Genomic DNA, 21,166 nt, shown 5'->3' on the forward strand with positions numbered 1-21,166 from the left:
ACAAAACATCGTGAATGTACTAGCCACACGGGTTTTGGGGCTTGACAACGCCGCCCGCGTGTGCTGGCACTCCGGGCTTCTTTCCGATCGCGGCGACCAAATTTCCGGCCATTGGACGCGCCATTCCTCCGGCCCCGCTCCCCCCATTCTGGACGAAGCGCGCCCGTTCGGCGGCGTTTCTCGACATCGACCGCGCCAGATCCGGCCCCCACGGCGCGCGGAACCCGAGTCGTTTGGATAAGGTGCACGCAGACATCCTTCGACGTTGCCAGGAGCGAAAGACCATGCACCGACCCCACCGTTCGTCGCGCCGCTTCCGGATGATCGGCGCCGCGGCGCTCGCCGCCGGCTCCCTGCTGCTCGGCGGCTGCGGCTTCAGCGCGCAGACGCTGCAGTCGTACACCCCGGCTCACGGCGTGAACCTCGACCAGGGCTTCCTGAAGGTGCGCAACCTGCTGATCATCGCGAAGGACGGCGGCCAGGGCGTCCTGTCCGGGTCCATCGTCTCCCAGCGCGAAGCCGACCGTCTCACCGGCATCACGGGCCACGCCATCACCGCGAGCGACGCCCCCGGCTCCCAGTTGACGATCAGCCAGGCCGCCGTGCCGCTGCCGGCCGGCCAGATGGTGGTGCTCGCCGGCGACAACGGCCCGCAGATCCGCGTCTCGGGCAGCGACTTGAAGCCCGGCCTGACGGCCCAGCTGACGCTCACGTTCGCGTCCGGCGTCACCGAGGAGGCCACGGTTCCGGTGATGAGCGCGGACGACCCGATCTATGCCACCGCCGTGCCGTCCGGCCCCGCCTCCTCGTCGGCTTCGCCGAGCGGCAGCGCGTCCGCCTCGCCGAGCCCGACCACCACCCCGTAGCCCGCGCACGCCCACCGGCCCGCCTCGAGCGGGGCCGGGCGGGTGGTCACACCCCGTAGGTGTCGACGTCGGAGAGCAGCTTGCTGACGCTCTCGCCCAGGTGGATGCGCCGGATCGCTTCGGCGAACAACGGCGCCACCGAGATCACGGTCATCCGGTCGATCGGCTTGTCCTGAGGCAGGGTGTCGGTCGTGACGATCTCGGTGACGCCCTCCAGCGCGTTCAGCCGCTCCACCGCGTTCCCGGTGAACAAACCGTGGGTGCACACCACCGAGATCGAGCGCACCTGCGCCTCCTGCAGCTTCTCCACCAGGGTCACGATCGACCCGGCGGTGGCGATCTCGTCGTCTAGGACGATGGCGTCCCGGCCGCGGACGTCGCCCACGATCGCGTCGATCACCACCGAGTCGTCGGCCATGCGCCGCTTGGCGCCGGCGGCCACGTCCGTCTTGAGCATCCGGGCGAAGCTGTTGGCTTGCTTCGCGTTGCCGAAGTCGGGCGAGACCACCACGGCGTTGCTGAGGTCGCGGTCGCGGAAGTGCTTGCTCAACACCCCGAGCGCGGACAGGTGGTCCACCGGCACCGAGAAGAACCCGTGCACCTGCTCGGCGTGGAGCGCCATGGTCAGCACCCGCGAGGCGCCCGCGGCGGAGATGAGATCGGCAACCAGCCGGCCGCCCAACGAGATGCGCGGGGCGTCCTTCTTGTCGGAGCGGGCGTAGGCGTAGTGCGGCATGACGACGTTGACGTGGGCCGCCGAGGCTCCGCGGGCGGCGTCCACCATCATCAGGAGCTCCATCAGGTTCTCCTGCGTCGGCGGGACCAGCGGCTGGACGATGTAGACGTCCTTCTGCCGACAGTTCGCGCGCAGTTGTACCTGCATGCAGTCGTTGCTGAACCGGGTGAGGCGTGAGGGGCTGAGTTCGACCCCGAGCAGGCCGCACATCTCCTCGCTGAACTGGCGGTGGGCGTGCCCCGAGAACACAACGATGTTGTCCGTCACGTCAGGCGAGTCTAGCGGCGGTGAACCCCCCGCCCGCCCGTTTCCAGAAGCGCTGACGGGCCGGCGCTCAGGCGTCGAACTTGTAGCCCAGCCCCCGGACGGTCACGAGCGTCACCGGGTGGGCCGGGTCCGCCTCGATCTTCGCGCGCAGCCGCTTGACGTGGACGTCCAGCGTCTTGGTGTCGCCCACGTAGTCGGCGCCCCAGATGCGGTCGATGAGCTGACCGCGGGTCATCACCCGCCCCGAGTTGCGCAGCAGCATCTCGAGCAGCTCGAACTCCTTCAGCGCCAGGCGGACGGACTGGCCGCGCACCCACACCTCGTGGCGCTCGACGTCCATGCGGACGTCGCCGGCCTCGATCACGTCGGGCATCAGGTCGTTGTCGCTGCCCCGGCGCAACACGGCGCGGATGCGCGCGGCCAGTTCCCGGTGGCTGAACGGCTTCGTGACGTAGTCGTCGGCGCCGAGCTCGAGGCCCACGACCTTGTCGACCTCGGCGTCCCGGGCCGTCACCATGATGATCGGCACCGAGCTGCGCTGCCGCAGCCGCCGACAGACCTCGGTGCCCGACAGGCCGGGCATCATCAGGTCGAGCAGCACGATGTCTGCGCCGTGCCGCTCGAACTCGGCCAGGCCCTCCTCGCCGTTGGCCGCGAGGACGACCTCAAAGCCCTCTTTACCGAGCATGTAGCCCAGTGCGTCGCGGTAGGACTCTTCGTCCTCGATGATCAAGACGACAGACATTCATTCCCCTTCCAGGTCGTCGTCCGGCGGTTCGGCCGCCGGGAGGCGCAGCGTGAACGTCGAGCCGCTGCCGAGTTTGCTCCACAGATGGATCGACCCGTCGTGGCCCTCGGCGATCTCGCTGACGATCGAGAGTCCCAAGCCGGTGCCACCAGTCTCGCGGCTCCGCGCATGGTCGGCGCGGAAGAACCGTTCGAAGATGCGTTGCTGGTCCTCGGCGGCGATGCCGATCCCGTTGTCGGAGACCGCGACGTCCACGAAGCGCTGTTCATCCTCGACCACGGTTCGGGAACTGACCACCACGCGGGCCCGCTCGTCGGAGTAGGAGATGGCGTTCATGATGAGGTTCGCCACCGCCGTGCTGAGCTGGTCACGGTCGCCCAGCACGTACAGCCCGTCGCGCAGGCTCTGGGTGAGACTGACCTTGCGCGACTCAGCCAGCTGCCGGCACCGGTCGAGCGCGAGCGAGACGAACTCGGCGACCTCGATGCGCTGCGCGGACGCGAGCGGGGATTCGCCCTGCAGCCGGGACAGCATGATGATCTGGCTGACCAGGTCGGTGAGCCGCTGGGTCTCGGCGCGGATCTTGCCGGCAAAGCGGGTGACGGCCTCGGGGTCGTCCGCCGCGCCCTCGGTGGCCTCGGCGAGCAGCGCGATCGCGCCGACCGGTGTCTTGAGCTCGTGGGTCGCGTTCGTCATGAAATCACGGCTGGATTCCTGCGCCCGCAGCAGCTGCGCGCGATCGTCCGCGACGACGAACACGCGGCCGTCCGAGAGCGGCTGGACGCGGGCGGCCAGCTGCAGGGTCGGCTTTCCCCGTCCGCGCTTGAGGTCGAGGTTCACCGAACTCAACTCACCGTCCTGGCGAGACTCGCGGATCAGCTCGAGCAGGGCCGGGATCGCGACGCGGGTGCGGCGCACCATGCCCATCGTCTCGGAGGCGCCGTTGGCGAGCAGGATCTCGTCGTGCGGGCCCACCAGGATCGCGCCGGGTCTCAGCACATCCATGAGCAGCCGGACGTCCTCGGCTGGGTGCCCGGGCGACTCCGGGGTCGCCTCGGCCCGACGCCGAAGCGCCATGTAGACGATCGCCGCCGCCAGCACCGCGCCCACAAGGGCGCTCACCACGGCCACGATCAACTCGCTCACGCCGCGATCATAGGGGGTGTGAGCCCTCACTCGGCTGGCCCTCAGCGGCATGGGAACCCGCCATTCACGCAAGGTTCACCCGGGGGTACCGGCGCCCGAACATCAGCGTTCTCAGCCCGCGGCTACAGTGCCAGGGACTAGGCTGCAATTGATCTAGGCAATCTCACCTCTCGACAAGGCAAGGCAGCATGAGAGCCTCATACCACGAAGCCCTGACCGAAGTAAGCAACGACCTGATCACGATGACGGAGACGGTCCAGACCGCCGTCCAGCGCGCCACGGAGGCTCTGCTGGAGGCCGACCTCCCGCTCGCCGAACAGGTCATCTCCGACGACGCCCAGCTCGACGCCGAGCACGACGACCTCGAGGCGCGCTGCTTCGGCCTGCTTGCCCGTCAGGCTCCCGTCGCCGGCGAGTTGCGCACGCTGGTGGCCGCGTTGCGCATGGTCGCCGACCTGGCCCGCATGGGCGACCTCGCAGCGCACGTGGCGAAGATCGCCCGGATGCGCTACCCCAACCACGCCGTCCCCGACCAGATGATCAGCAACTTCCGGCGCATGTCCACGTTGTCCGAGGGCATGGTCGCGATGGCGGGCAACACCCTGCGCGAACAGAACGTCCTGGACGCGGAGAAGATGGCCGACCACGACGAGGAGATCGACGAGCTCCGCACCTTGCAGTTCCGCGAGCTTCTCAACGACACGTGGCAGCACGGGGTTGAGGCCGCCGTCGACTGCGCGCTGCTCGGCCGCTACTACGAGCGCATCGCCGACCACGCCGTGCTGATGGGCTCCCGCGTGATCTACATCGTCACCGGGCTGCACCCCGAGGGCGAGAACTGGACCATCGCCTGACGACCCTTCGCACGACAGCGGCGGCCGCCCCCCCTCGGGGGCGGCCGCCGCCCGTTCGTGGCGAACCCGGGACTACTTCTTGCCCTATCGTCACCGGGCTGCACCCCGAGGGCGAGAACTGGACCATCGCCTGACGACCCTTCGCACGACAGCGGCGGCCGCCCCCGATCGGGGGCGGCCGCCGCTCGTTCGTGGCGAACCCGGGACTACTTCTTGCCCTGGTTCTTCACGGCCTCGATGGACGCCTTGGCGGCCTCCGGGTCGAGGTACCGTCCACCCTTGGTGACGGGCTTGAAGTCGTCGTCCAGCTCGTAGAACAGCGGGATGCCGGTCGGGATGTTGAGGCCGGCGATGTCGTCGTCGGAGATGCCGTCGAGGTGCTTGACCAGCGCGCGCAGCGAGTTGCCGTGCGCGGCCACCAGCACCGTCTTCCCGTCGGCGAGGTCGGGCTTGATGTCGGACTCCCAGTACGGCAGCATCCGCGCCACGACGTCCTTGAGGCACTCGGTGAGCGGGCGCTCGTTCTCGGGGATGTCGGCGTAGCGGGGGTCGTTGAACTGGCTGTACTCGCCGTCCTTGTCGATGGGGGGCGGCGGGACGTCGTAGCTGCGACGCCACTGCATGAACTGCTCTTCGCCGAACTGGTCGCGGATCTCGGTCTTGTTCAGGCCCTGCAGCTTGCCGTAGTGGCGTTCGTTGAGCCGCCAGGTGCGCTTGACCGGGATCCAGTGCCGGTCGCAGCCGGCCAGCGCGAGGTTGGCGGTGTGGATCGCCCGCAGCAGCAGCGAGGTGTGCAGCACGTCGGGCAGGATCTGCTCCTGCTTGAGGAGGTCGCCGCCCTTCTTGGCCTCGCCGACGCCCTTCTCGTTGAGGTCGACGTCGACCCAGCCGGTGAACAGGTTCTTCGCGTTCCATTCGCTCTCGCCATGGCGGAGCAGGATCAGTTTCGAAGTCATGCCCCGAGCCTAGCGGGCAGGTCTGCGATGATGTCCCGATGAGTGAATACGGTCCCGACCAGGCGGCAGCCGACCTCGCCGACAAGGAGGCGGAGCTGCGACGCAAGCTCGCCCGCCTGACCGCGCCCGTCGAGGAGGGCAGCACCATCGGCTTCGGCAAGCGCATCGGCGACGGCACGACGCAGGCGATCCAGCAGATGGAGGACGCCGGGTCCGCTCAGATCGTGGCCGGCACCCTCGATGAGGTGCTTCGCGCCCAGGAGCGTCTCGCCGCGGGCACGTGGGGCACGTGCGAGGTCTGCGGGGAGCCGATCGATCCGGGCCGCTTGGAGGTCCGCCCCTGGTCGGCGCGCTGCGTGGAGCACGCGGACGTCGTCCTCTGAGATCGGACGCCCACCCTCCGCGAGCCAGCGCGACTCCGGACGGCGCTGCCCATGAGGGCCGAGAACTGGCGCCCGAGCAGGCGCGGGCGGGCCTCAGCGCTGGCCGTACACGTTCTGGTACCGGTCGTGCAGCGCGTCGATCAGGTCCTGAGGTAGCGACTCGACCGGCCCCTTCTGCTGCGCGACGTGGATCGTCCGCGCGACCTCCTCGCACAGCACCGCCGCCTTGACCGCCGCCTGGCCGTCCTTGCCGATCGTGAACGGCCCGTGGTGCCCCATCAGCACCGCCGGTGACCGCTGCCCGCGCAGCGTCTCGACGATGCCGCGTCCGATCGAGTCGTCGCCGATCACCGCGACCGGGCCGATCGGGATGGGGCCGCCGAACTCGTCGGCCATCATCGTCAGCACGCACGGGATCTCCTCCATCCGCGCGGCGAACGCGGTGGCGTACGTCGAGTGCGTGTGGACGACGCCCCCCACCTCGGGCATGTGCCGGTACACGTAGGCGTGTGCCGCGGTGTCGGACGACGGCGTCAGCCGCGGGGAGGTGCCGTCGTTGATCTTCTCGCCGTCGAGGGTGCAGACGACCATGTTGTGCGGGCTCAGCTCGTCGTAGCTGACCCCCGACGGCTTGATGACGAACAGGTCGGCACCGGGTACCCGCTCGGAGACGTTGCCCGCGGTCCACACGACGAGCTCCCACCGGGGCAGCTGCGCGTGGAGCCTCGCCACCCGCTGGCGGGTGGTCTCGACGGCCTCCTGCGTCTCCCACGGAAGTTGGGACAACACGATCATGGTCACTCCTCGCGTCGCGGTCGCGCCGCCGGCCCGCCGGTGCCGGGCGCGCCGCCCTCCCCGGGGACGGGCGGCGCTCCGGGGCCGCTACTGGGTGGCCTCGCCGCGAACGCGGCGGACCAGGTTCTTCAGGTTGTGCATGACAGGGTTCTCGCCGCGTCCGAAGTAGTCGTGCAGCTTCTTCCACTCGGCGTAGAGCTCGTCGTAGACCTTCGCCGCCTCAGCGTCCGGCTCGTAGCTGCGCTGGTCGCGGGCTCCCATCGCGGCGGCCGCGGCCGGGGCGTCCGGGTACTCGCCGGCCGCGACGGCCGCGAAGATGGCCGACCCGAGGGCGCCCGGCTGCATGCTGGAGCAGGTGCCGAGCTTCCGGTTCAGGATGTTGGCGTAGGTCCGCATCAGGAACCTGTTCTTGATGAGGCCGCCACCGCAGATGATCTCGTTGATCGCGACGCCACACTCCTCGAACGTCTCCACGATCATGCGGGCGCCGAAGGCCGTACCCTCGATGAGCGCCCGGTAGATCTCCTCGGGCTGGGTCGCCAGCGTGAGGCCGACGATCATGCCCGAGAGGTTGGCGTCGGCGAGGACGGAACGGTTGCCGTTGTGCCAGTCGAGGGCCAGCAGGCCGGACTCCCCGGGCTTGAGTTCCTCGGCCTTGCGCGACAGGAACTCGTGGACGCTGAGTTCGAGCCGCGCGGCCTCGGCGTAGTAGTGCGCCGGCACGGTGTTCTCGACGAACCAGGCGAAGATGTCGCCGACCGCGGTCTGGCCGCACTCGAATCCCCACGAGCCCTCGACCAAGCCGCCGTCGACGACGCCGAACATGCCGGGGACTTCCTTGAGCTCCTCGCCGGGCACCAGCCAGCAGCTCGACGTGCCCATGATCGCGGTCAGCTGACCCGGCTGAAGGGCGTCGAACGCCGCGGCCGCGACGTGGGCGTCGATGTTGCCGGTCGAGACGGTGATGCCGGCCGGGAGGCCGGTCCACCCCGCTGCCTCCTCGGTCAACTCCCCGGCCTTGGCGCCCAGCGGGAGGACCTCGGCGGTCTGCTTCTCGGAGAACACCCCGCCGAACTCGGGGTTGTGGGCCTCGAGGTACTCCGTGGACGGGTACGCCCCGTCGATGTACATACGCTTGTAGCCCGAGTCGCCTGCCGCGTAGGTCAGGGTGCCGGTGAGCTTCCAGACCAGCCAGTCGACCAGGTTCGCGAACACCTCGGTCGCCTGGTAGACCTCGGGCGCCTTCTCGAGCGTCTCGAGCATCTTCGGCATGCCGAGCTCGGAGCTCATCACGCCGCCGTAGCGCGGCAGCCAGGCCTCGTCGCGCTCGCGGGCCAGCGCGACGATGCGGTCGGCCTGCTCCTGAGCGCCGTGGTGCTTCCACAGCTTCACCCATGCGTGGGGATTGTTCTTGAACTCGTCCAGCTCGCACAGCGGGGTGCCGTCCGCCTTGCAGGCGAAGAGGGTGGCGGACGTGGCGTCCAGGCCGACGGCGACCACGTCGTTCGGGTCGACGTTGGCCTCCTTCAGCGCACCCGGGACGGCGTTCTTGAGGACGTCGATGTAGTCGGCCGGCGCCTGCAGGGCGAAGTCCGGCGGGAGGTTCTGGTTGTCGGCCGCGCTCAACGTCCGGTCCATGACGCCGTGCTTGTACATGGTGAGGGCCGTGCCCATTTCCTTGCCGTCACTCAGCCGGAAGACGCCCGCGCGTCCCGACAGGGTTCCGAAATCGATGCCGACGACATACTTGTCACCCATCGTGATGTCTCCTTTGCCTTGCGCCGTTGCAGGCCGCGCAGCGGTGCGCGGTTGTGCCCCCACGATACAAATCCCGGACCGGCCTGACGAGGGACGACGGCCGCCTGAGGCCCCCGCGCCGCAGCACGTCAGTTCATCCCCGCGCGATCTTCCGGGCGTCCGTGCTGGAATGGACCCATGACCAGCGCAGGAACAGACATGTCCACCAAGACCGCCGTCGTCACGGGCGCGTCCAGCGGGATCGGGGAGGCCACCGCGCGCCGGCTCGCCGCCGAGGGATACCGCGTCGTCGTCGCGGCCCGCCGAGCCGACCGGCTGGAGGCGCTGGCCGACGAGATCGGCGCCTCCGCGGTCGCCTGCGACGTCACGGACGAGTCGTCCGTCGCGGGGTTGGCGGAGGCCGCCGGTGACTCGGTCGACGTCCTGGTGAACAACGCCGGGGGCGCGGTGGGCCAGGAGCCGCTCGCCGAGGCCGACCTCGACGCCTGGGCGACCATGTACCAGACCAACGTGCTGGGCGCGGGCCGGGTGACGAAGGCGCTGCTCCCTGCGATCGAGGCGGCCCACGGCACCGTCGTGTTCGTCACCTCCACCGCGGCGGAGGCGGCCTACGAGGGAGGCGCCGGGTACAACGCCGCCAAGGCGGGCGAGCGCATGTTGGCCGGCGCCCTGCGGCTCGAGCTGTGCGGGCGTCCGGTGCGGGTCTGCGAGATCGCGCCCGGCATGGTGCACACCGAGGAGTTCTCCCTGGTCCGCTTCGGTGGCGACCAGGCCAAGGCCGACAAGGTCTACGAGGGCGTCCCGGACCCGCTCGTCGCCGACGACATCGCCGACGCGGTCGCGTGGATGGTGACCCGGCCCGAACACGTCAACATCGATCGGCTCGTCATCCGACCCCGCGCCCAGGCCGCCAACCACAAGGTCTTCCGCGGCTGACCCGTACCCGGACGCAGAACCGCCGCAGCCCGCCCCCGAGATTCAGGGGCGGCCTGCGGCGGTTTGTCGTCGGTCAGACGGGGCTCACTCGGCCATCTCGATGAGGGCCTGGCCACCCTGCACGGCGTCGCCGGGCTTGACCAGGATGGCCCCCACGGTCCCGGCCTGCGGCGCGGTGATCTCGGTCTCCATCTTCATGGCCTCGAGGACGAGGAGGACGTCGCCCGCCTCGACGGGCTTGCCCTCCTCGGCGAGGACGCGGGCCACGGAGCCCGCGAGGGGGGCGACGACCGCGTTCGAACTCGCGGCCGGCATCTTGGCGGTCGTCGGGGCGGTCGGGGTCTGGCCGGAGCCGCCGATGACGATCGGCCCGGGGACGTGGCGCTCCTCCTCCTCGACCTCGACATCGATCGTGTACGCCGTCCCGTTGACGGTCACTTTCAGTTTCATCGCTTCCTACCTGTCTGGTGAATCAACGGACGTGGAGCACTTGGCGGTCCTGGGCGGCACGCCGGGCCTGCAGGGCCCAGTTGCTGTTGCCGCGCAGGCGGACGGCGCGGACCGTGGCCTTGAAGCCGAGGTACGCCGAGACGGCGGCGGAGATCGCCACCAGGACGTCCTCGGGCACCTCCTCGGTCTGCTGCTGCTTGAGCGTCGCGACCTCGCCCTCCAGCGCGGACAGCCGCGCCGTGAGGTCGGCCACGAGAGCCTGGAGTTCCACGACGGTCGGCTCGTTCGACATGCTTCCTCCCATCAGGCCGGCCCGAGGCCGTGCTTCTTGGACGGCCGCAGTTCGCGCTTGGTGGTCAGCATCTCCAGCGCCATCGCGATCTGTCCCCGCGTCTGCGCCGGATCGATGATGTCGTCGACCAGGCCGTGGGCGGCGGCGGCGAACGGCGAGCTGAAGGTCGTGCGGTACTCCTCCACCAGTTCGCTGCGGCGCTTCTCCGGGTCTTCCGCGGCGGCGATCTCGCGCTTGAAGACGACCGCGGCCGCGCCCTCGGCCCCCATGACCGCGATCTCGGCGGACGGCCAGGCGAACACCTTGTCAGCGCCGAGATCCTTGCTGCACATGGCGATGTAGGCGCCGCCGTAGGCCTTGCGCATGACGACCGTGATCTTCGGCACCGTCGCGGCCGAGTAGGCGTACAGCATCTTCGCGCCGTGGCGGATGATGCCGCCCTTCTCCTGCGCCACGCCTGGCAGGAAGCCGGGGACGTCCACCAGGTTCACCACCGGAATGTTGAAGGCGTTGCAGAACCGGATGAACTTGCTGCCCTTGTCGGAAGAGTCGATGTCGAGCACGCCCGACATCACGCTCGGCTGGTTCGCGATGAAGCCGACCGACCGTCCGACGATGCGGCCGAAGCCCACCACGATGTTCTGCGCGAAGCCCGCCTGTACCTCGAGGAAGTCCTCGTGGTCGACGATCTCGCGGATGACGTCGCGGACGTCGTAGCCCTTGTTGGACTCCGCCGGGATGATGTCGCGCAGCTTGACCCGGTCTTCGATGTTCTCGTCGGCATCGATGATCGGGGCGTCCTCGGCGTTGTTCTGCGGCAGGAACGACAGAAGCTTCTGCGCGATCAGGATGGCCTGCTCATCGTCGTCCGCCACGAAGCTGACGACGCCGGAGGCCATCTGCGCGTCGGCGCCGCCCAGCGCGTCCTGGGTGACCTCCTCGCCCGTGACCTGCTTGATCACGCCGGGGCCCGTGATGAACATGTGGGCCTTGCGCGTCTGGATGATGAAGTCGGTCAGCGCCGGGCTGTACGCGGCGCCGCCGGCGCACGGGCCCGCGATGATCGAGATCTGCGGCACGGCACCGGAGAGCTTGACGTTGCTGTAGAACACCTTGCCGTAGCCCGACAGCGAGTCGATGCCCTCCTGGACGCGCGCGCCGCCGGAGTCGTTGATGAAGATGAACGGCGTGCCGGTCTTCAGCGAGGCCTCCAGCGCCTCCGACACCTTGATCGAGTGGGTCTCGCCCGCCGACCCGCCCGCCACGGTGAAGTCCTGGCTGGCGACGTTGACGCCGCGGCCGAACACCGCGCCGGAGCCGGTGACGACACCGTCCGCGGGCATGTCCGCCGTGTCCATGCCGAAGCTGGTCGTGCGGTTGCGGCGGAAGGCGCCGACCTCCTGGAACGTGCCCGGGTCGAGCAGCTTCTCGATGCGCTCGCGGGCGGTCATCTTGCCCTGGGAGTGCTGCTTGTCGATACGCGCCTCGCCGCCCCCGGCTTCGACCTTGTCGCGGGCCTCCTCGAGGGTCTTGAGACGGTCCTTCATGGTGATCTTCTTAGCCATCGTTCCTGTCCTCAGGCGGGTTCAACCTGGACGCTGTGCTCGCGCCCGTTGAACGTCACGTTGTACTTGATCGGGCCACGGACGGCCTTGGCCGACCCGTCGGCGGCGGCCTTCTCGGCCGCGAGCTGCTCGGACGTCTTGCCCACGTTCTTCGGGCCCTGGTCGCGGCCGGTGAAGAACTTCGGCGCCACGCCCGGGAACATCGCGTTGGTGAGCACGTCCTCCTCAGAGCCGTCGAAGCCCTCGAGCTTCTTCGCGTCCTCGACGAGCTTGTCCCATTCGGGCTCGAGCAGGTCGGCCGGACGCTTCGTGATCGGCTCCTTCTTCGTCTGTTCCTCGGCCAGCTTCACGACCTCGGGATTTCGCTCGCCGATGCACTCGCCGTAGTAGCCGAGCATTAGGTCGGCGAACTCGCCGGTCATGACCTTGTAGCGGCCCATCAGGACGTTGAACACGGCCTGCGTGCCGACGATCTGGCTGGACGGGGTCACCAGAGGCGGGTAGCCGGCGTCCTTCTTGACGACCGGCACCTCCTCCATCACCTCGCGGATACGGTCACCCGCGCCCTGGGCCTTCAGCTGGCTCTCCATGTTCGAGAGCATGCCGCCCGGGATCTGGGAGCTGAAGATGTCGGTGTCGACGAGCGTGGCCGACTCGAACTCCTTGTACTTCGGGCGGACCTTGGCGAAGTGATCGCGGATCTTGAGCAGCCGGTCCATGTCGAGGTCGGTGGTGTAATCGGTGCCCTCGAGCATCTCGACGAGGGACTCGGTGGGGTTGTGGCCCGGTCCGAGCGACATCGAGCTGATCGCGGTGTCGACGACGTCCGCGCCGGCCTCGATGGCCTTCATCAGCGTCACCAGCGTCACGCCCGTGGTGGAGTGGCAGTGGACGTTGATCTGGGTGTCCTCGCCGTAGGTCTCCTTGATGCCGCGGATGATGTCGTAGGCGGGCTGCGGCTTGAGCAGGGCGGCCATGTCCTTCAGCGCCAGCGACTGCGCGCCCATGTCGAGCAGCTGGCCGGCCAGGTGGACGTAGCCCTCGACGGTGTGCAGCGGGCTGATCGTGTAGCAGATCGTGCCCTGGGCGTGCTTGCCGGTCTTCTTGACCGCCGCCATGGCCCGCTCCATGTTGCGCGGGTCGTTGAGGGCGTCGAAGACGCGGAAGACGTCCATGCCGTTCTCGGCTGACTTCTTCACGAACTTGTCCACCACCGTGTCCTCGTAGTGGCGGTAACCGAGCAGGTTCTGCCCGCGCAGCAGCATCTGCAGCTTGCTGTTCGGAAGGAGCTTGCGGAACGTCCGCAGGCGCTCCCAGGGATCTTCGTTCAGGAAGCGGATGCACGCGTCGTACGTGGCCCCGCCCCAGCATTCGACACTCCAGTAGCCCGCCTGGTCGATGTCCTCGCACGCGTCGACCATGTCTTCGAGCGCCATGCGGGTCGCCATGAGGCTTTGGTGAGCGTCGCGGAGGGCGACTTCGGTGACACCAATGGTTCGTGGACTCATGTCGGTCAGTCTTTCACCTCCGCCGCTGCGCGGGCTGGGCCGTTGCCAACAAACCCGTCCATTGAGACCGGTCCGCTCACTGGGTGGACGGCCGTGGCTGCGCCCCAGACCAGACCCGATACCGCTCTGGCAAGCCACGCGACCGCCCGTTCAGGGCGCCGCGCGCGGACGGGGCGAACGTGCGTGCGGGTGAACGTGCGGCAGCGTACGCTGGCGCGGTGCCTTTTACGGTCGTGACCCGAGCCGCAGCCCGATGCGCGGGCTGAAAGGCGCGTCGCCCTGGGTGATCGCGGGCGTCCTGCTGGGGCTGTCGGGCTTCGTCGCCCAGATCATCAGCGCCCAGAACCTGCCGGTCGAGGCGAACCAGCACTTCCTCGTCTACCTGTCGCTGCTCCTCGCCCTCACGGGGTCGCTCGCCGGCGTCCAGGGCGAGACGTCCCGCGCCGCAGCCGTGACCGCCACGGCGTCGGGAGCGCCGAGCGGGGCCCGCGTGCTGGCCACGTCGGTGATCCTGGGGGCTGTGCTGGCGACGCTGGTCGGCGTCAGTTCGCTGGGCTGGCTGCCCGCCTTCCTGCCGGGCGCGACGGGCTGGACCTGTCTACTGATCGGCCTTGCCGTCGCCGCCTACGCCGGCGAGAGCGCCGCGGTGGGCGCGCTGATCGGGCGCGGGACGTCCGGGCCCGCCGCGATGATGGTCGGCGCGGACGCCGTGGGCCGCATGGTCTTCGTCGCGATCGCCGCCGCCGTTGGCGCGGGGCTCGGCGGCTACCAACTCGCGATCGCGCTGCCGATGGCGTCCTGGGTCGCGGTGCTGGCGGCGTCCGGCGCCTGGACGCAGGCGTGGTCGCTCCGGGTCACGGACACCGTGCCGCGCTTCGTCCGCAACCTGCTGTTCGCGGTGGCCGGCGGGGCGTGCACCTCGTTCCTCGTCAACGGCTACCCGGCGGTGCTGGCGTCCACCAGCCACGGCGTCGACCCGCGCACCGTCGCGCCGATCATGAACGCGATCGTGCTGACCCGCGCCCCACTGCTGTTGCCGCTGCTGTCGTTCCAGGGGCTGGTCGTCTCGTTCCTCATCAAGAATCGCGCGCGACTGGCCGCGACGCTGACCAAGCTGTTCGGTGCGGTGTGGGTGCTGGCGGGCGTCGTCGCCGCCGGAATGTGGCTGCTCGGGCCGTGGTTCCTGCGGGTCGTCTACGGCCCTGACTACGAGCTTCCCGGCATGGTCCTCGCCGGCCTGACGGCCGGGGCGGGTTGCACCGCGACGCTGGTGGCCGCGGCGGCGTCCGCGCTGGCCCTGGGCCGGCACCGCCGGTACCTGGCCGCCTGGCTGGTCGGCACCGCGCTGGCCTTCGGCCTGCTGTTCATCCCGGGCGACGTGCTGACCCGGGTGCTGGCGAGCCTGGTGATCGGGCCATTGGTGGGCGCGGCCATCGCGCTCGTCGGGCTGCGCGACCGGGATTCGGATCTGGCCACGTCGCCCGCGTAGAATCGCTTCGTCAACGGCCCGTCCGCACACGGACCGGCCCGGGCGTCGCCTCGACGCCCGTTGCTCAATCCTTTGGAGACCCCGCCTATGCCCAAGCGCTCAGACCTGCGCAACGTCGCCATCGTCGCCCACGTCGACCACGGCAAGACCACCCTGGTGGACGCCATGCTGTGGCAGTCCGGCGCGTTCCGCGACAACCAGGACGTGAACAACCGCGTCATGGACTCGATGGATCTCGAGCGCGAGAAGGGCATCACGATCCTCGCCAAGAACACCGCCGTCCAGCACGTCATCGATGGCCACGACGTGACGATCAACATCATCGACACCCCCGGCCACGCCGATTTCGGCGGCGAGGTCGAGCGTGGGTTGGAGATGGTCGACGGCGTCGTCCTGCTGGTGGACGCCTCCGAGGGCCCGCTGCCCCAGACCCGGTTCGTGCTGCGCAAGGCGCTCGCCAAGCGGCTGCCGATCATCGTCGTCATCAACAAGGTGGACCGCAGCGACGCCCGCATCAGCGAGGTCGTCGACGAGGTCTACGCCCTGTTCATGGACCTGGTCGACGACGACGAGGCCGACGTCCTCGACTTCCCGATCGTCTACTGCGCCGCGAAGGCCGGACGCGCCTCGCTCGAGCAGCCGGCCGACGGCGAGATGCCCGATTCGGAGGACCTCGAGCCGCTGTTCCGGATGATCTGGGAGACCATCCCGGCCCCCGAGTACACCGAGGGCGCACCGCTGCAGGCGCACGTCACCAACCTCGACTCCTCGCCCTACCTCGGACGCCTCGCGCTGTGCCGCATCGTCGAGGGCGAACTGCATCGCGGCCAGAACGTGGCGTGGATCCGCCGCGACGGCTCCGTCCAGAACGTGAAGCTGTCGGAACTGCTCATGACCAAGGCCCTCGAGCGCGTCCCGGCCGAGAGCGCCGGCCCCGGCGACATCGTCGCCATCGCGGGCATCCCGGACATCACGATCGGCGAGACGCTCTCCGACCCCGCCGACCCGAAGCCGCTGCCGCTCATCCACGTCGACGAGCCGTCGATCTCGATGACGATCGGCATCAACACGTCACCGCTGGCCGGCAAGGCAGGCAAGAAGCTCACCGCTCGCCTCGTGAAGGCGCGCCTCGATCAGGAGCTCATCGGCAACGTGTCCGTGCGCGTCCTCAACACCGACCGCCCGGACACCTGGGAGGTGCAGGGCCGCGGCGAGCTTCAGCTGGCCGTGCTGGTCGAGATGATGCGCCGCGAGGGCTTCGAGCTCACCGTCGGCAAGCCCGAGGTGGTCACGCGCCTGATCGACGGCAAGGTCCACGAGCCGACCGAGCGGCTGACGATCGACGTCCCCGAGGAGCACCTCGGCGCCGTCACCCAGATGCTCGGCACCCGCAAGGGCCAGCTCGAGCAGATGGTCAACCACGGCACCGGCTGGGTGCGGCTGGAGTACGTCGTGCCGTCCCGCGCGCTGATCGGCTTCCGCACCGAGTTCCTCACCGACACCCGCGGCACCGGCATCATGAACCACGTCTTCGAGGGCTACACCCCGTGGGTCGGCGAGCTGCGCAACCGGCAGACCGGTTCGCTGGTCGCCGACCGCCTCGGCGTCGTGAGTTCGTACGCCCTGTTCAACCTCCAGGAGCGCGGCACGCTGTTCGTCGGCCCCGGCGAAGACGTCTACGAGGGCATGGTCGTCGGCGAGAACTCCCGCCCCGACGAGATGGACGTCAACCCGACCAAGGAGAAGCACCTCACGAACGTGCGCTCCTCCACCGGGGACGAGCTCGAGCGGCTGATCCCGCCGCAGCGGATGAGCCTCGAGCAGTCGCTGGAGTTCTGCGCCGCCGACGAGTGCCTCGAGGTCACCCCCGCGGACGTGCGCATCCGCAAGGTGATCCTGGACGCCAACGAGCGCGCCAAGGCCCGCAACCGCGCCAAGAAGGCCAACGCCTGATCCTGGACAAGAAGGCAACCCGCGCCCGTCCGCTCCTTCCTGAGCGGCGGGCGCGGCTCCGGTTCGAGCCGAACGGGTCCCCCTAAGATGTTCCGGTGTCCGCCACTGTCGCCCCTGTGCGGGGCAGGACGCCGCTGCTCAGCGCACTGACCTGGGCAGTGGCGGCCGTCGTCCTGATCCTGGCCGCCGGGATCGCCGTCGCGTACGGCGTCCCCGCCCCCCAGGTCGCCGCCTACGGCGCCTACTGGCTCTTCGCCGTGATCGCCCCCGGGTTCCTCATCCACAAGGGGCTGCGCGGTACCCGCGGCAGCTGGCTCGCCGACATCGTGTACGCCGCCGGCACGGGCCTCGCCGTGGAACTGCTGGCCTGGATGGCGCTGTCGCTGGCCCACCTGCAGCCCGCCCTGCGGTTCTGGCCGCTCGTCACGCTCGTGCTGCTGATCGTGCCCTCCGTCCGACGTCGGCTCCTCGAACGGCCCACCGAGGCCGGATCCCCGTTGTGGTCGGCCGTGACGGCGTCGGCCGTCGGGTGGGCATGGTGGCTGCTGGCGACGGGCTTCCTGAACGCGCAGCCGCTGCCGCCCAGCCCAGTCCCCTACTACGTTGATCTCCCCTGGCACCTCTCCCTGATCGCGGAGGCACGCCGGGCGTTCCCGATGCTGACGCCGCAACTGATCACCGCCGGGCCGCTGAAGTACTCCTGGTTCGTGCACGCGCACATGGCGATCGGTTCGATCGTCTCCGGGGTACCCGACTACGTCGTCCTGCTGCGGCTGGCGCCGATCGCGCTGACCGCCTTCGGCATCGCGGCCGTCGCTGTCGTGGCCCGGCAGCTCACGGGTTCGGCCGGGGCGGGCGCGCTGGCCGCCTGGCTGACCATCCCGCCCGCGCTGGTCGGGCTGTGGCCGCACCTGACCAGCACCACGAACATCTTCAACCCCGTCTCCCCCACGCAGCTCTACTCGGTGGGCATCAGCGTGCTCCTGGCCGGGGTGCTCGCGTCCCTGCTGGACGGCACGGGCTCCAAGGCGGGCACGTGGGTCATCGCCCTGCTGGTCGGGCTCGCGACGACCGGCAGCAAGAGCTCGGTCATGCTGATGATCTTCTGCGGGGTCGCCGCGGCGCTGCTCGCCGCACTGTTCCTCCGCCGGCGGAGGGTCGCCGCGGGCGTCCTGCTCGCCGGGGCGGCCGGCCTCACGGTGCTGGCGGTGGCGTTGGTGAGCGGCGGGAACTACGGCAACCGGCCGCAGCTGTTCTCCGCGCTCACGTCGCTGACCCCCTACCGGCGCATCGCCGGCGCCAACGACTTCACCCTGCCGATCCCGGCCGGCTTCACCGGGCCGGGCGGACCCGCGCTGTTCTGGCCGCTGCTGCTGCTCGCGCTGGTCAGGTTCGGGCTCCTCCTGGGGTTCGTCGTGCCGTTCCTCAGCGCGGAGCTGCGGCACCGCCTCAGCGCGTGGCTGCTGGCGGGCATCGTGGCCTCCGCGTGGATCCCCTTCGTGGTCATGGGCCACCGGGGCTACAGCCAGTACTACTTCATGTTCGGGGCGGTCCCGTTCGCGGCGATCCTCGTCGCGTGGGCCGCCCAGCGGGCGGTCGGCGGCTCACGGACGCGGCTGGTGACGGCTTGGTCGGTGGGCGCCGTGGCGGGTCTCGCCGTCGCGGTCGTCCACGCCGTCCGGCACAGCCGGCGGGCGCCCGGCTCGGTCGAGGCGTGGTGGAACGCGCTCGACAGGTTCTCGCTCGAGGCGGGCATCTTCTGCGGGCTCGCGTTGCTGTTGATCTGCGCCGGGGTGGTGCTGCGACGCCGCGGCCGTCCCATGCTGGCCGCGATCGCGGCGGGCGCCATCCTCGGCCCGGCGTTGGGAACCGCGGCCGTCACCGCCCCGATGTCGCACCCCGCCAACCAGACGGCGCGCTACTCGGTGATCACGCTGAACGAGTCGCAGGCGGCGCTGTGGATGCGCGACAACGTCCCCTTCGATGCCGTCGTCGCCACCGACACCCAGTGCCGGGTCAGGACCGGACCGACCTGCGACGCCCGCCGCTGGTGGATCTCGGGCCTGTCGGGCCACCGCGTGCTGCTCGAGGGCTGGGCGTACACCGCCGAGTTCGACGGAACCCGGTTCACCGACCCCGACCTCTACGCCTTCAACCAGTCCTTGTTCACCAAGCCCGCCCGCGACAACATCGCCCGGGCGAAGCAGCTCGGCGTCACGTGGCTCGTCAGCGAGCGGTTCCCGGGGAGCGCGACCGTCTCGGCCGACCTCGCCCGGTTCGCCGACGTCGCCTACGTCAACGACACGGTGACGGTGTATCGCCTGCGGTGACCTTCGCGCCGAACCGTGACCGTGTTCCAGCGTTTAGAGACAGTGCGTCTAGACTTTTCTGGTGACCGCTCGCCCCTCCCACCTCGCCCCGCGGCGCGCCTCCACGAAGGCCGCCGCCGCGATCCCTTCCCGCGTCGCCGCGAAGGCCGCCGTGACGCCCGCCCGAGTCGCCGCACGGGACGATGACGAGCGGCCGTCCCCCCGGTTCGTGGCGGTGTGGGTGATCGCCGCGACGATCCTGCACGTGGCGTGTCAGTCGTGGGCGATCCTGGCGACCTCCGGCGCGCCCCTCACCCACTTCCGGACGTTCGCGTCCGGTGACCAGCTCGGCTACCTGGCGATCTCCGCCAACGTCCTCGACGGCCAGTCGCCGCGCGTCGAGCCCTACACGGAAACCGGCACGAACACCTACCCGCCGCTGTACTACACGCTCATCGGCCTGGTGGCGAAGCTCCTCCATCTCGCGCCCGCGACGGCCTGGAACGCCACCGGGGTCGCGATCCAGGCGACCATGGCGGCCGTCCTGGCGCTGACGCTGGTGCGGCTGAGCGGACGCGCCTGGTGCGCGCTGCTCGCGCCCGCGGCCTTCCTGACCGGGACGTTCAGCTGGCTCGTCGGCCCGGACTGGTTCACGCACTTCGACGCGCACGCCACGCTGTGGGGCCCTTACGGCGTCCTGACCGCGCTGAACGCCGAATCCGCCGGCCTCGCGCTCGGCATCATCGGCTTGTGCCTCTTGGCCCGCGCCTTCCTGCTGGACCGTCCGCAGCGGCGCCAGCGGGCGCTGACCCTGGGGGCCGCCGTCCTGGTGGGCGTCATCGCGAACTTCCAGACGTACTCGTTCCTGACCTTCGTCTACGTCGTCGGCGCGATGGTCAGCACCTACGCGCTGGTTCGCGGCCACCACGTCGTCTCCGGCATCATGTCGGCCTTCCTGCTCCTGGCGCTCTACCTCGCCGGCCCTCTCCTGGCGCAGCGGATCGGGCAGTTCCCCCTCTTGGTCGTCGGGCTGGTCCCGTTCCTGCCCGGGATCTTCTGGGTGCTCCGCCGCTATGCCGGGACGGCCGTCCTCACCGGGCTGGTGTGCGCGGCGGCGGCCGCGCCCCAGATCCTGATGACGCTGCACGACCTGCAGGCGCGGGACCCCTTCCTCACCTACCGGGTCGCCTCGTCGAAGAACCTCGGCGTCACGCACCCCTGGACTCTGGTGTCGATGGCGCCCGTGGCGCTCCCCCTGATCGGCGTCGCGGTGGTCTCGCTCCGGCGCCACTCCCCGCTGCTGGCCGCCGGCGCCCTCGGGACACTCGTGGCGTGGCCCTTCGGCGCCACCAACGACGTCTGGGGCGCGAACGCCGAGCCCTACCGGTTCTGGATCGACGGCTTCTGCATCGGCGCCGTGGTGGTCGCGCTGAGCCTCGCCGGGCTGGCCGGACGCCGCGGGGCCGCGCCCCTGGCGCCGGTCGAGGCGACGGGGAACCCGCAGGACGCCGACGCGGGCGATCGCGCATCGGTGGCCACGGACGCCGCCACCCCGACCCGCGCGGAGGAGGGGGCTGACGCAGCCGATCACGGCGCCACGCGTCGCTTCCCCAGCGGCCGCGTCGTGGCCCTGTGCGCGGCGGCGCTGTTCGCACTCACGCTTCCCGACTACGTCCGGTGGGCGATCGACCCGCGGACGACGACCACGTGGGACCCCGCCAACTCACGCTCCCAGGCCATCACCGCGCTGGCGCGGACCGCGATCGACGGCTCCGGGAAGCTCCTGCTGACGGATCGGTGCATCAACCCGCAGTACGCAAAGGTGACGTCCGGGGCGCCCATCGCCTACTACCGCCTGGGGATGGCTTGGCCCGCCGACCCCGCCGGAATCTCGGGCGCCCTGCAGGAGCGCAACGGCAGCCTCAGCGTCGGGACGATCCGGCGCGCGGACATCCGCTACGTCCTGGTCGACTCGGCCTGCGGCACGGGATGGATGGGGCGCGTCGCGCAGCGCGCCCACCTCGTCGCGCGCGAAAACTACACCCCCGACCTGGACGCGGTTGAGGGGGCCGCCCCGCTGTCTGCCATCAACATCGGACAGGTGACCAGGACGCCCGCGTTCATCGCGCTCTACCGCCTCGACGTCTGAGCGCCC

18 protein-coding genes are annotated in these 21,166 nt (G+C 70.0%); 8 read left to right on the forward strand and 10 right to left on the reverse strand.

Going from position 1 to position 21,166, the window contains the following annotated elements; genetic code table 11:
- Nucleotides 1-284 precede the first annotated feature (284 nt).
- Complete coding sequence (locus BN1187_RS02980; protein ID WP_040158579.1) at nt 285-866, forward strand: hypothetical protein; 582 nt, start codon at nt 285-287, stop codon at nt 864-866.
- 46 nt (nt 867-912) lie between these two features.
- On the opposite strand, the gene BN1187_RS02985 is transcribed toward BN1187_RS02980, so the two are convergent.
- From BN1187_RS02985 to BN1187_RS02995, 3 genes are all read right to left on the reverse strand, one after another.
- Nucleotides 913-1,869, reverse strand: coding sequence for a ribose-phosphate diphosphokinase (locus tag BN1187_RS02985; protein WP_040158581.1), 957 nt, complete (start codon nt 1,867-1,869; stop codon nt 913-915).
- A 67-nt stretch (nt 1,870-1,936) separates the two neighbouring features.
- A complete protein-coding gene (locus tag BN1187_RS02990; RefSeq protein WP_040158583.1) occupies nt 1,937-2,614 on the reverse strand; it encodes a response regulator transcription factor in 678 nt (225 codons plus the stop codon).
- The gene (locus tag BN1187_RS02995) at nt 2,615-3,763 is read right to left on the reverse strand and encodes a sensor histidine kinase (RefSeq protein WP_052462221.1); all 1,149 of its coding nucleotides are present in this window, start codon (nt 3,761-3,763) and stop codon (nt 2,615-2,617) included. It lies immediately after the preceding gene.
- A 188-nt stretch (nt 3,764-3,951) separates the two neighbouring features.
- Here BN1187_RS02995 and phoU point away from each other — a divergent pair, with 188 nt between their 5' ends.
- Complete coding sequence (gene phoU, locus BN1187_RS03000; RefSeq protein ID WP_040158585.1) at nt 3,952-4,617, forward strand: phosphate signaling complex protein PhoU; 666 nt, start codon at nt 3,952-3,954, stop codon at nt 4,615-4,617.
- Between the two features lie 206 nt (nt 4,618-4,823).
- Here the strand turns inward: phoU and BN1187_RS03005 are convergent, their stop codons facing one another.
- A complete protein-coding gene (locus BN1187_RS03005) occupies nt 4,824-5,573 on the reverse strand; it encodes a phosphoglyceromutase (RefSeq protein ID WP_040158587.1) in 750 nt (249 codons plus the stop codon).
- A gap of 38 nt (nt 5,574-5,611) precedes the next feature.
- Between BN1187_RS03005 and BN1187_RS03010 the strand changes: the two genes are divergently transcribed.
- The gene (locus BN1187_RS03010) at nt 5,612-5,956 is read left to right on the forward strand and encodes a TraR/DksA family transcriptional regulator (protein WP_040158589.1); all 345 of its coding nucleotides are present in this window, start codon (nt 5,612-5,614) and stop codon (nt 5,954-5,956) included.
- 93 nt (nt 5,957-6,049) lie between these two features.
- Here BN1187_RS03010 and BN1187_RS03015 read toward each other — a convergent pair whose 3' ends face one another.
- A complete protein-coding gene (locus tag BN1187_RS03015; protein ID WP_040158591.1) occupies nt 6,050-6,751 on the reverse strand; it encodes an L-ribulose-5-phosphate 4-epimerase in 702 nt (233 codons plus the stop codon).
- Nucleotides 6,752-6,838: 87 nt separating this feature from the next.
- The gene (locus tag BN1187_RS03020) at nt 6,839-8,509 is read right to left on the reverse strand and encodes a ribulokinase (protein WP_040158593.1); all 1,671 of its coding nucleotides are present in this window, start codon (nt 8,507-8,509) and stop codon (nt 6,839-6,841) included.
- A 198-nt stretch (nt 8,510-8,707) separates the two neighbouring features.
- On the opposite strand from BN1187_RS03020, the gene BN1187_RS03025 reads away from it, so the two are divergent.
- Nucleotides 8,708-9,445: an SDR family NAD(P)-dependent oxidoreductase gene (locus tag BN1187_RS03025; RefSeq protein WP_040158595.1), complete on the forward strand. Its 738-nt coding sequence runs from the start codon at nt 8,708-8,710 to the stop codon at nt 9,443-9,445.
- Nucleotides 9,446-9,529: 84 nt separating this feature from the next.
- Here BN1187_RS03025 and BN1187_RS03030 read toward each other — a convergent pair whose 3' ends face one another.
- The 4 genes from BN1187_RS03030 to BN1187_RS03045 are packed head-to-tail and all read right to left on the reverse strand — an operon-like array spanning nt 9,530 to nt 13,260.
- Entirely contained in the window at nt 9,530-9,895 is a 366-nt protein-coding gene (locus tag BN1187_RS03030) for a biotin/lipoyl-containing protein (protein WP_040158597.1), read from the reverse strand.
- A gap of 22 nt (nt 9,896-9,917) precedes the next feature.
- Nucleotides 9,918-10,187 carry a hypothetical protein gene (locus BN1187_RS03035; RefSeq protein WP_040158599.1) on the reverse strand — a complete coding sequence of 90 codons (270 nt, stop codon included), beginning with the start codon at nt 10,185-10,187 and terminating at the stop codon, nt 9,918-9,920.
- Between the two features lie 11 nt (nt 10,188-10,198).
- A complete protein-coding gene (locus tag BN1187_RS03040; RefSeq protein ID WP_040158601.1) occupies nt 10,199-11,752 on the reverse strand; it encodes an acyl-CoA carboxylase subunit beta in 1,554 nt (517 codons plus the stop codon).
- An 11-nt stretch (nt 11,753-11,763) separates the two neighbouring features.
- Nucleotides 11,764-13,260, reverse strand: coding sequence for a methylmalonyl-CoA carboxytransferase subunit 5S (locus BN1187_RS03045; RefSeq protein ID WP_040158604.1), 1,497 nt, complete (start codon nt 13,258-13,260; stop codon nt 11,764-11,766).
- Nucleotides 13,261-13,513: 253 nt separating this feature from the next.
- Here BN1187_RS03045 and BN1187_RS03050 point away from each other — a divergent pair, with 253 nt between their 5' ends.
- The 4 genes from BN1187_RS03050 to BN1187_RS03065 all read left to right on the forward strand — a co-directional run bounded on the left by BN1187_RS03050 (nt 13,514) and on the right by BN1187_RS03065 (nt 21,160).
- Nucleotides 13,514-14,749, forward strand: a complete 1,236-nt coding sequence (locus BN1187_RS03050) for a polysaccharide biosynthesis protein (RefSeq protein ID WP_040158606.1) — start codon at nt 13,514-13,516, stop codon at nt 14,747-14,749.
- An 87-nt stretch (nt 14,750-14,836) separates the two neighbouring features.
- The gene (typA, locus tag BN1187_RS03055) at nt 14,837-16,702 is read left to right on the forward strand and encodes a translational GTPase TypA (RefSeq protein WP_040158608.1); all 1,866 of its coding nucleotides are present in this window, start codon (nt 14,837-14,839) and stop codon (nt 16,700-16,702) included.
- A 95-nt stretch (nt 16,703-16,797) separates the two neighbouring features.
- On the forward strand, nt 16,798-19,032 hold the full coding sequence (locus BN1187_RS03060) for a hypothetical protein (RefSeq protein ID WP_147675057.1): 2,235 nt from the start codon (nt 16,798-16,800) through the stop codon (nt 19,030-19,032).
- A gap of 61 nt (nt 19,033-19,093) precedes the next feature.
- Nucleotides 19,094-21,160 (forward strand): hypothetical protein, encoded by a 2,067-nt coding sequence (locus BN1187_RS03065; protein WP_040158611.1) that lies wholly within the window; start codon nt 19,094-19,096, stop codon nt 21,158-21,160.
- The last annotated feature ends 6 nt before the right edge of the window (nt 21,161-21,166 follow it).

This window comes from Nigerium massiliense (assembly GCF_000826085.1).
GTDB classification, from domain to species: domain Bacteria; phylum Actinomycetota; class Actinomycetes; order Propionibacteriales; family Propionibacteriaceae; genus Propioniciclava; species Propioniciclava massiliense.

Coding starts and splice junctions, on each gene's coding strand:
- BN1187_RS02980 (WP_040158579.1), top strand. CDS start 285: ATGCACCGACCCCACCGTTCGTCGCGCCGCTTCCGGATGATCGGCGCC.
- BN1187_RS02990 (WP_040158583.1), bottom strand. CDS start 2,614: ATGTCTGTCGTCTTGATCATCGAGGACGAAGAGTCCTACCGCGACGCA.
- phoU (WP_040158585.1), top strand. CDS start 3,952: ATGAGAGCCTCATACCACGAAGCCCTGACCGAAGTAAGCAACGACCTG.
- BN1187_RS03005 (WP_040158587.1), bottom strand. CDS start 5,573: ATGACTTCGAAACTGATCCTGCTCCGCCATGGCGAGAGCGAATGGAAC.
- BN1187_RS03010 (WP_040158589.1), top strand. CDS start 5,612: ATGAGTGAATACGGTCCCGACCAGGCGGCAGCCGACCTCGCCGACAAG.
- BN1187_RS03015 (WP_040158591.1), bottom strand. CDS start 6,751: ATGATCGTGTTGTCCCAACTTCCGTGGGAGACGCAGGAGGCCGTCGAG.
- BN1187_RS03020 (WP_040158593.1), bottom strand. CDS start 8,509: ATGGGTGACAAGTATGTCGTCGGCATCGATTTCGGAACCCTGTCGGGA.
- BN1187_RS03025 (WP_040158595.1), top strand. CDS start 8,708: ATGTCCACCAAGACCGCCGTCGTCACGGGCGCGTCCAGCGGGATCGGG.
- BN1187_RS03030 (WP_040158597.1), bottom strand. CDS start 9,895: ATGAAACTGAAAGTGACCGTCAACGGGACGGCGTACACGATCGATGTC.
- BN1187_RS03035 (WP_040158599.1), bottom strand. CDS start 10,187: ATGTCGAACGAGCCGACCGTCGTGGAACTCCAGGCTCTCGTGGCCGAC.
- BN1187_RS03040 (WP_040158601.1), bottom strand. CDS start 11,752: ATGGCTAAGAAGATCACCATGAAGGACCGTCTCAAGACCCTCGAGGAG.
- BN1187_RS03045 (WP_040158604.1), bottom strand. CDS start 13,260: ATGAGTCCACGAACCATTGGTGTCACCGAAGTCGCCCTCCGCGACGCT.
- BN1187_RS03050 (WP_040158606.1), top strand. CDS start 13,514: ATGCGCGGGCTGAAAGGCGCGTCGCCCTGGGTGATCGCGGGCGTCCTG.
- typA (WP_040158608.1), top strand. CDS start 14,837: ATGCCCAAGCGCTCAGACCTGCGCAACGTCGCCATCGTCGCCCACGTC.